This window comes from Hymenobacter sp. (genome assembly GCF_035709525.1).
Taxonomy (GTDB): Bacteria; Bacteroidota; Bacteroidia; order Cytophagales; family Hymenobacteraceae; genus Hymenobacter.
In genome coordinates, this window is sequence record NZ_DASTEP010000154.1 from 1 (window position 1) to 9,528 (window position 9,528).

The following is a 9,528-nucleotide window of genomic DNA, read 5'->3' on the forward strand; positions in this document are numbered from 1 at the left end:
CTCTCCGAAAAGGAGAGGGGGAGCCGACCGCAGGTGGACGCTGGTAGATAGAACGTAAATAGTCGTCTGGCTCCCCCTCTCCTTTTCGGAGAGGGGGCCGGGGGGGGAGGCGCTTACAGCCGCGCGGCCCGAATAATGTCCGCAAACACGCCGCTCGCCGTGACCTCGGCGCCCGCGCCCGCGCCCTTTACCACCAGCGGCTGCTCGGGGTAGCGGTCGGTGTAGAAAAGCACCACGTTGTCTTTGCCGCGCAACTCGTAGAGGTCGTGGCCGGGCGCGATTTGCTGCAAGCCCACTGAGGCTTGGCCCTCGGCGTACTGGGCCACGAACTTGAGGCGCTTGCCCTGGCTGGCGGCTGCGTCGTAGAGGGCGCGGAAGTGCGGCTCGTGCACGGCTAGTTGCTCGTAAAACGCTTCTACGTCGCCTTCGAGGCAGGAGGCGGGCAGGAAGCTTTCGTTGGCTACGTCGCTCATTTCCAGCGGCTGGCCGGCTTCGCGGGCCAGGATGAGGATTTTGCGGGCCACGTCCGAGCCGTTGAGGTCGAGGCGCGGGTCGGGCTCGGTGTAGCCTTCGTGCTGGGCCTGGCGCACCACCTCGGCAAAGGGGCGGGTGCCGTCGTAGTGATTGAACACGAAGTTGAGCGTGCCCGACAGCACTGCCTGCATCCGGCGCACCACGTCGCCGCTGCGCGTGAGGTCGCCCAGCGTGCCGATGACGGGCAGGCCCGCGCCCACGTTGGTTTCGAAGAGAAACTTGGTGTTGAAATCTTGGGCCAGCTGCTTGAGTTGCCGGTAGCTGGCGTACTCGCTCGACGCGGCCACCTTGTTGCACGCCACCACGGCCACGCTTTTGGCCAGCAGCGGAGCGTACTGGTCGGCGGCGGCCGGGTTGGCGGTCACGTCCACGAAGATGGAGTTGCGCAGGTTCTTGCTGATAATGACCTCGGTAAGCTCGGGTAGCGATAGCGCGGGCGCGGTTTCCAGCGCCTCGGGCCAGGTAGTGAGGTCGAGGCCGCCCTCGTCGCTCACGAGGCAGTGGCGGCTGTTGGCGATGGCTACTACCCGCAGGTCGAGGCCGAGCTTGTCGCGCAGGTAGGGCTGCTGCTGGGCCACTTGCGCCAGCAGCTTGCCGCCCACGTTGCCGGGGCCTAAGAGGAAGATATTGACCTGCTTGTAGGTCGCCTCAAAAAACTCCTCGTGCAGCACGTTGATGGCTTTGCGCACGTCGGCCGCCCGGATAACGGTCGAGATGTTGCGCTCGCTCGCGCCCTGCGCGATGGCCCGGATATTGACCCCATTGTGCCCCAGCGCGCTGAATAAGCGCCCGCTGATGCCGGGGTGGTTGCGCATGTTGTCGCCCACCAAGGCCACTATCGCCAGGCCGGTTTCGGGCCGCAGCGGGTCGAGGCGGCCGGTAGTTATTTCGGCCGCAAACTCTTCGTCCACAATGGCTTGGGCGGCGGCTACGTCGCTTTCATTCACACCCACGCAAATGCTGTGCTCGCTGGAGCTTTGCGTGATGAGCACCACGTTGATGCGCGCCCGCGCCAGCGCCGCAAACAGCCGCGCTGCGAAGCCCGGCACGCCTACCATGCCGCCGCCTTCGAGGTTGAGCAGGGCTAGGCTGCCGATACTCGACAAGCCCTTGACTACGCCGGGGCTGGGCGGCGGGGCCACCTCCACCAGCGTGCCGTAGTCGGCGGGCGCAAAGGTGTTTTTAATCCACATCGGGATGCCGCGCTGCCGCACCGGCTGCACCGTGGGCGCGTACAGCACCTTGGCCCCGAAGTGCGACAGCTCCATCGCCTCCTCGTAGCTGATGCACGCAATGGGCTGCGCCGCCCGCACCAGGCGCGGGTCGGCGGTGAGCATGCCGCTCACGTCGGTCCAGATTTCGAGCTTCTCCGCGCCCAGCGCGGCGGCCAGGATGGCGGCCGTGTAGTCGGAGCCGCCGCGGCCCAGCGTGGTCGTGTGGCCTTCGACATCGGCGGCGATAAAGCCGGGAGCTACCCAAAGTTGCTCGCTAGTAGAATTCTTGAAATCGAGAACTTGCTGCTTAGTCATGTCTTCCACGACCTGAGCCATACCAAAGTTTGAGTTGGTACCAATGAGCTGCCGGCTATCGGCCCAGGCGGTGGCGATGCCCCGCGCCTGCAAGGCGGCTACTACTAGGCGGCTGCTCAATAGTTCGCCGTAGCTCATGAGGCGGTCGAGGGTGCGGGGCGAGAGTTCGCCGAGGGCAAAAATGCCGTCGGCCAGCAGGGCCAGCTCGGTAAACTGGGCGGTGAGCCAGGGCTGAATTTCGGTTTGGGCCTCGGCGCTCGGCAGCAGGTGCTCGGCGGCGGTGAGGTGGCGGGCTTCGAGCTGGCGCAGGGCCTGGCGAAAGCTTTCGTCGCCCGCGGCGGCGGCGCGGCCGGTGCTAATGAGCGCATCGGTAGTGCCGCCGAGGGCCGATACGACCAGCACCACTGGTCCGTGGGCCAGCGCGCGCGTCACGATGGCGATTACCTTGCCGATGTTCTCGGCCGAGGCCACCGAAGTGCCTCCAAACTTCAAAACTTGCATAAGCTTTCGAAATGCCCGGCGGGCTACAAAGGGCCGGGCCAATGAAACCCCGCGCAAGGCGGGGCGAACGTAAAGAACTGGCCTGGAACGCCGACCGCAAAGGACGTTGTTACCAGTCCGTATCTTTGCAAACTACTGACTATTTTTTCCGACCACAAAATGCTGGATAAACTCGAAGCCATCCGCGAGCGCTACGACAACGTGAACGACGAGCTGATGCAGCCCGAGGTGATGGGCGACATGAAGCGCTTCAAAAGCCTGAATAAAGAATTTAAAGACCTGGGCAAAATCGTGACTGCGTATCGGGCTTACCAGCAGGTGCTCAGTAATATAGAAGGTGCCCGCCAGGTAGTGGCGACCGAAAAGGACGAAGACTTCCGCGAGATGGCCAAGGCCGAGCTCGACGAGCTGCTGCCCGAGGCCGACCGCATGGAAGTGCTCATCAAAGAATTATTGATTCCGAAAGACCCCAACGATTCCAAGGACGTTATCATGGAAATCCGGGCCGGGGCGGGCGGCGACGAGGCCTCGCTCTTCGCCGGCGACTTGCAGCGCATGTACATGCGCTTTGCCGAAAAGCAGGGCTGGAAAATGGAGCTCGTGGACGCCATGGACGGCACCGCTGGCGGCTACAAGGAAATAGTGGTGGCCGTGCGGGGCGAGGACGTGTACGGCAAGCTCAAATTCGAATCGGGCGTGCACCGCGTGCAGCGCGTGCCAGCCACCGAAACCCAGGGCCGCATCCACACTTCGGTAGCTTCCATCGTGGTAATGCCGGAGGCTGAAGAATTCGATATTGAGCTGAACATGAATGATATACGCAAGGACTTGTTCATGTCGAGCGGTCCCGGCGGGCAGTCGGTAAACACGACCTACTCGGCCGTGCGCCTCACGCACATCCCGACGGGCATCGTGGCCCAGTGCCAGGACCAGAAATCGCAGCTCAAAAACTTTGACAAGGCGCTGCAAGTGCTGCGCTCACGCATCTTCGAAATCGAGCTAGCCAAGAAAAACGAGGCCGAAGGCGCCATCCGCAAGGGCATGATTGGCGGCGGCGACCGCTCCGATAAAATCCGCACCTACAACTACCCGCAGGGCCGCGTCACCGACCACCGCATCGGCTATACCGTCTACAACCTGCCCAGCGTGATGGACGGCAACATCGACGACTTCGTGGAGCAGCTGCGCCTGGTGGAAAGCGCCGAGCGTCTGAAGGTAGGCGCGGAATAGATAATACCTGTCATTGCGAGCGCCGCGCAGCAATCGCACCTGGGCGGCACGGCTAAACAGGTGCGATTACTGCGCGGCGCTCGCAATGACAGGCAATTTTTAGCGTTACCAGTCTGATGTTGAAAAAGCTACTCCTCCCCGTCCTCGTTCTGCTCAGCGCTCTTGGTAGCCTCACCTTGCCCGGCTGCAAGCCGCGCGATGAAGAGCTACAAACCTCGGGCGCACTGGAATTTTCGGCCGATACGGTGAAGTTCGACACGGTTTTCACGACCCTGCGCACCGTGACCAAGCGGCTGTGGGTGTACAACCGTAACCCCAAGGGCGTGAACGTAGACCTCGTAGCGCTCGACCAGCCGGCCGCGTCGCCCTACACGCTTATTATCAACGGCGACCTCAAGCAAACGGCTAGCAACCTATTCATTCGGGGTGAGGACAGCCTGCTCATCCTGGTGCGCGCCAAGCTGCCTGACAACGGCCAGAATGGCGCGGCCAAAGGCTACGTGCTGGAAGAAAAGCTGAATTTTCGCACCAACGGGCAAGACCAGCGCGTGCTTTTGCGCTCTTTTGGGCAGAATATTTATTTATATGACAACGTGCAGTTTACGCGCAATGTTGTATGGGATAAGGACCGCCCCCACGTACTCTATAATACCGTGTTGGTGCCGGCAGGCATTACCCTCACCATCAAGCCGGGCACACGCATCTACGCCCATGCAGGAGCGCGGCTGTTAGTAGATGGCACGCTGGTGGTAAACAGCCCTGCCGATTACAACCCCGGCACTGGCGCTACTGACACTGTAAAAGCGGGTAACACGAACATTGTGCGCTTTGCGGGTGACCGGAGCGGTGAAGCGCAGTATGCTACCGCGCCCGGCCAGTGGCAGGGCATTTGGCTGAGGAGCACCAGCCGAAATAATCTCATCCGCTACGCGGTGATTCAGAATGCGGCGTTTGGTGTATTGCTACTCAATCAGCTAGACGCCCAGCCACGTCCCGATGTTACTATTCAAAACTCGGTGGTGCGCTATGTGTCAGGCGCTAGTACCACATTTGCTGGCGTGGCCAGCAGCCTTGGGCTGCCGGGCGCGGCTGTGCTAAGCCTGGGCGGCAAAGCCACAGTAGAAAACACCCTTTTTAGCGATTGCTACGAATTGGCGGTGCTGGGCTACGGGGGCGATTATGCCTTTAACTACTGCACTATAGCCAACTACGCTGCCACCGGAGCCGTGCGCAGTACGCCCTCTCTGTACTTTACCAACGTGTCATCGGCCGATACTGCCAAGCGTAGTGCTTTGACTGTGAAGCTATACAACAGCGTAGTATGGGGCGCGATTGATGATGAATTGGTGCTGGCTAATTACAAGGAGTACCAGAATGGCCCTGTCGATATTCGCAACACGCTGCTGCGTACCAAGCTCTACAGCGCTACTACCGACGTGGCTACCAAGCCTGGCCTGGCCAAAGCCAGCCTCAATAATGTAGTGAACACTGACCCCAAGTTCGTCAGAATCTACGCTACTACCCGCAACGACTACCACCTCGGCCCCAACTCGCCGGGCCTCAGCCGAGGCGCGCAGCAGATACTGCCTTTCCTCGACCGCGACCTGCTGAACGTGCAGCGCCCGTCTGCCCGCCCCGACCTCGGCGCCTACCAAACCACTAAATAATGACTAGTGACTAATGAGTGACGACTAATGGCTTAGCGACAGTCATTAGTCATTACCCATTATCGCTAGTCATTAGTCGCCATAATGCGCTACATCCAAAAACGCCTGCGCCTGCCAGCCGTGGCCGAAGGCTTCCACCTCATCACCGACCTGCTGCTGAGCGAGCTACCCGAGCTGGAAACCATGCGCGTGGGCACGGCTAATTTCTTTATTCAGCACACCTCGGCCAGCCTGTTCATCACCGAGAATGCCGACCCCACCGTGCGGCGCGATTTTCAGGAGTATTTCCGCCGCCTTGCGCCCGACAACGCGCCCTACTTCCAGCACACCCTCGAAGGCCCCGACGACATGACGGCCCACCTCAAAGCCGCCATGCTGGGCACCTCCGTGACTGTGCCCATCGCCGAGGGCCGCCTGCTGCTGGGCACCTGGCAGGGCCTGTGCCTGGGCGAGCACCGCCGCCACGGCGGCCGCCGCTGGGTGGTGGCCACGCTAGTGGGGGAGTAGGATATCTAGGTGCTAGTCTGCACTAAAGATATACCTGGGGTCATAGTCAATTCCGAATCTGTCCAGGATGGACTGGTATTCTTCCTGAAAGGTTTGCTTGCGATGGTGGGCCTGTTGCCCCTCTATGTACCGGATAACATCGGGCAATTGCGAAGTGCTATACGAAAACGCACCATATCCCGCTTGCCAGGCAAACTTACCTGCCACCCAACGCTGCTCATTGATGAATTTGGAAGAGCTGGCTTTCACCTCGCGCATCAGTTCAGCCAGCGCCATATCGGGTCGCAGGCCGATAAGTAAATGCAGATGGTTGGGCATCCCATTAATAGCCAGTAGTTTTTGGCCGCGCTCGGTGATGATACCCGTGATATAGCGGTACAGCCGCTCGGCGTGTGCCTCCGGAATGGCCGCGTGCCGCCCCTGTACCGCAAATACAACGTGCAGGTGAATTTGAGTGTAAGTATTGGCCACGATAAGAAATTAAGGATTGCTGAGCCGAAGGTATCGGCAAGCTAACGAATGCAAAGTAGCCCCAGCGGGGCGACCCGTCGGTAGAAAAACATTAACCCAAGTATTCTAAAGCCCCGTAGGGGCGACCCAACTTATCGAATGGGTCGCCCCTACGGGGCTTTATTCCAAGAAGAACTGTATACTACCGACGGGTCGCCCCGCTGGGGCTATTTCGCCACTTGGGCCAGCTAACAGCAATGCAAGTAAGAGAAGCAAGCATCTTAAACCGCAAGCTGCCCAAAACCCAAAGCTACTCCACCCGAACGCGCGTGCTAAACCGCAGCGTATCAAACAACACCAGCTTTTGCGAGCCCCGCACGCTGTAGGCATGCAGCTGCCCGTTTTGCAGTGTCAGGCGCAGCTGCTTCTGGCCCGAAAACAGCGTGTTATCCTGCTTCAGGGTGGCTTCCAGCTCCTGCGGCTGCCCGCCCGCGCTCAGCACCGAGAGGCGCGTGACCGACACGTTGGGGTGGCCGGGCCGGGCGGTGTAGGTGCGGCGCACGGCCCCGCCGGCCTCGGCGGCCGAGTCGAGGCGGTAGGCCCCGCGCAGGGCCGCCTTGTTGATGTCGGCCTGGTAAAAAATCTGGAGCTCGTCGGCCCATTTCACCTCGGGCACGCGCACGGTTTCGGGCGCGCTGCCGCGCAGGCTCACTTCCTTAATCGCGCCGGGGTGGTGGGCCGTGAGCTGCCGGATTTGACCATCGAGCAGGCCGCGCACGTCGAAGTAGGGGCCGGCTGGGCGCGCCGCGCCGGGGGCGGCCGGGTCGGGCGCCTGCGCGCCCTTGTCGCAGCTGCTGAGCGTTAGCAACGCTCCGAAAACCAAGAAAATACCAGCTCTACAACTCATTATAACAAGCGTGTCCCGCACTGCGAAACACTGCGCTTCAACACTGCGGGACACTGCGAGAAAAGAAAACTAACGGCTTTTTGTTCAGCCCTGGGCCGGGCGCAGCAGGCTTTCGCCCGTCATTTCGGCGGGCTGGGGCACGCCCATCAGTTGCAATACGGTGGGGGCGATGTCGCCGAGCTTGCCATTGGCCAGGCCGCCGATGTAGCCATCGGCCGCCAGGATGCACGGCACCAGGTTGGTGGTGTGCGCGGTGTTGGGCGAGCCGTCCTCGTTGCGCATGTACTCGGCGTTGCCGTGGTCGGCAATCACGATGCAGGCGTAGCCGGCGGCCAGGGCCGTTTCTACCACGTCGTGAGCGCAGCGGTCGGTGGTTTCGACGGCCTTTATCACGGCCTCAAATACGCCGGTGTGGCCCACCATGTCGGGGTTGGCGAAGTTGACGACCACGAAATCGGCGGTGCGGTTTTGCAGCTCGGGCACCAGCGCGTCGCGCAGCTCGTAGGCGCTCATTTCGGGGGCGAGGTCGTAGGTCGCCACTTTGGGCGAGTTGCGCAGGATGCGCTTTTCGCCCTCAAACTCCTTTTCGCGGCCACCCGAGAAGAAGAACGTCACGTGCGGATACTTCTCCGTCTCGGCCATCCGAATCTGGGTTTTGCCGTGCGCGGCCAGCGTTTCGCCTAATGTATTATTCAGGTTGTCCTTCTCAAAAATGGCGCTAATTCCCTGGAAAGTAGCGTCATACGTCGTCATGGTGAGGTAGCGCAGGTTGAGGCGGTGCATCTGGTAGGCGTTGAAATCCTGCTGCGTGAGCGCCTCCGTGATTTCGCGGCCCCGGTCGGTGCGGAAGTTGAAGCACAGCACCACGTCGCCCTCCTTGATGGTAGTGAGCGGCTGCCCGTCGGCCCCGGTTTTCACGATGGGCTTCAGGAACTCGTCGGTTACGCCCTCTTTGTACTGTTCCTGAATGCTTTGAATCAGGTTTTGCGAGGGCGTGCCTACGCCGTTTACCAGCAGGTCGTAGGCTACCTTCACGCGCTCCCAGCGCTGGTCGCGGTCCATGGCGTAGTAGCGGCCCACGATGGAGGCGATTTTGGCCCCCGTGCGCTCGGCGTGCTGCTCCAGGTCGTTCACGTAGTGCACGCCGCCCTTGGGGTCGGTATCGCGGCCATCGGTGAAGGCGTGGACGAACGTCTTATGCACGCCCGCCTCGTGGGCGATGGTGCAGAGCGCCTTCACGTGCTCGATGTGCGAATGCACGCCGCCATCGGAGAGCAGGCCGATGAGGTGAAACGGCTTGTTATTCTCACGAGCGTAGTCCAGCGCGTCTTTCAGCACCTGAATCTGGCCCAGCTTGCGCTCCTGAATAGTTTTGCCGATGCGAACCAGCTCCTGGTACACCACGCGGCCGGCCCCGATGTTCATGTGGCCCACCTCCGAGTTGCCCATCTGGCCCTCGGGCAAGCCCACGGCCTCGCCCGAGGCCTGCAAGGTGCTGTGCGGAAAGCGCTGAAGCAGCGAATGATAATAGGGCGTCTGGGCTGCGTCAACGGCCGAGGCACTAGTGTTCGGGGCGATGCCCCACCCGTCTAAAATAACTAATAGTACCTGCTTGTTCATGCCGCAAAAGTACGCCGGGCACCCTTATACCCCCGCACTGCGTAGGAGGCCCCGTTTACCATTCAGAAATGCTACAGAAATGCGCTTGCTGGCATAGTTTTGGCTTTTAGCCTGCCACGAGCGTTTGACCCCAAGGCCAAGGCTTACTTTATGAAATCATTAGTTACTAACTTATTCGTGTGTGGATGGCTGCTTTTCGCAGCCGCAGGTAGCGCGCAGGCGCAGAGCGGCGACCAACTCAGCGGGGTGCGCTCGGCGCTGGCCAACAGCTCGGCGCACGACCTGGCCCAGTACCTGGCCCCGTCGGTAGAAGTCGGCTTCGATGGCGACAGCCAGAACATGAACGCCACTCAAACCGAGCTGGTGCTGAAAAACTTCTTCGCCAAAAACGGCCCCGGCAAGTTCGAAATCGTGCACCAGGGCGCTAGCCCGGATGGTATTCCCTACGCTGCCGGCCGCTATACGGGCCGCACGGGCACGTACCAGGTGTTTATCAAGCTCAAGGCCAACCGTGGTGCGCCGCAGATTGATAAGATAGATTTTACCAAGTAGCCCAAGTTGCCGACTAGCCCCAGCGGGGCAC

At 61.0% G+C, this 9,528-nt stretch carries 8 protein-coding genes; 4 read left to right on the top strand and 4 right to left on the bottom strand.

The genetic code is table 11. The features are described from left to right. Positions 1 to 113 precede the first annotated feature (113 nt). Positions 114 to 2,564: a bifunctional aspartate kinase/homoserine dehydrogenase I gene (gene thrA / locus VFO93_RS13140; RefSeq protein WP_325134834.1), complete on the bottom strand. Its 2,451-nt coding sequence runs from the start codon at positions 2,562 to 2,564 to the stop codon at positions 114 to 116. Positions 2,565 to 2,723: 159 nt separating this feature from the next. On the opposite strand from thrA, the gene prfA reads away from it, so the two are divergent. From prfA to VFO93_RS13155, 3 genes are all read left to right on the top strand, one after another. Then, on the top strand, positions 2,724 to 3,794 hold the full coding sequence (gene prfA, locus VFO93_RS13145; RefSeq protein WP_325134835.1) for a peptide chain release factor 1: 1,071 nt from the start codon (positions 2,724 to 2,726) through the stop codon (positions 3,792 to 3,794). Positions 3,795 to 3,910: 116 nt separating this feature from the next. Beyond that, positions 3,911 to 5,461, top strand: coding sequence for a hypothetical protein (locus VFO93_RS13150; protein ID WP_325134836.1), 1,551 nt, complete (start codon positions 3,911 to 3,913; stop codon positions 5,459 to 5,461). Positions 5,462 to 5,545: 84 nt separating this feature from the next. Next, entirely contained in the window at positions 5,546 to 5,968 is a 423-nt protein-coding gene (locus VFO93_RS13155; RefSeq protein ID WP_325134837.1) for a secondary thiamine-phosphate synthase enzyme YjbQ, read from the top strand. Between the two features lie 12 nt (positions 5,969 to 5,980). On the opposite strand, the gene tnpA is transcribed toward VFO93_RS13155, so the two are convergent. The 3 genes from tnpA to gpmI all read right to left on the bottom strand — a co-directional run bounded on the left by tnpA (position 5,981) and on the right by gpmI (position 8,945). After that, on the bottom strand, positions 5,981 to 6,439 hold the full coding sequence (gene tnpA / locus VFO93_RS13160; RefSeq protein WP_325134838.1) for an IS200/IS605 family transposase: 459 nt from the start codon (positions 6,437 to 6,439) through the stop codon (positions 5,981 to 5,983). A 289-nt stretch (positions 6,440 to 6,728) separates the two neighbouring features. Continuing rightward, positions 6,729 to 7,286, bottom strand: a complete 558-nt coding sequence (locus VFO93_RS13165; protein ID WP_325134839.1) for a hypothetical protein — start codon at positions 7,284 to 7,286, stop codon at positions 6,729 to 6,731. 123 nt (positions 7,287 to 7,409) lie between these two features. Beyond that, the gene (gpmI, locus tag VFO93_RS13170) at positions 7,410 to 8,945 is read right to left on the bottom strand and encodes a 2,3-bisphosphoglycerate-independent phosphoglycerate mutase (RefSeq protein ID WP_325134840.1); all 1,536 of its coding nucleotides are present in this window, start codon (positions 8,943 to 8,945) and stop codon (positions 7,410 to 7,412) included. Between the two features lie 150 nt (positions 8,946 to 9,095). On the opposite strand from gpmI, the gene VFO93_RS13175 reads away from it, so the two are divergent. After that, complete coding sequence (locus VFO93_RS13175; protein ID WP_325134841.1) at positions 9,096 to 9,497, top strand: DUF4783 domain-containing protein; 402 nt, start codon at positions 9,096 to 9,098, stop codon at positions 9,495 to 9,497. The last annotated feature ends 31 nt before the right edge of the window (positions 9,498 to 9,528 follow it).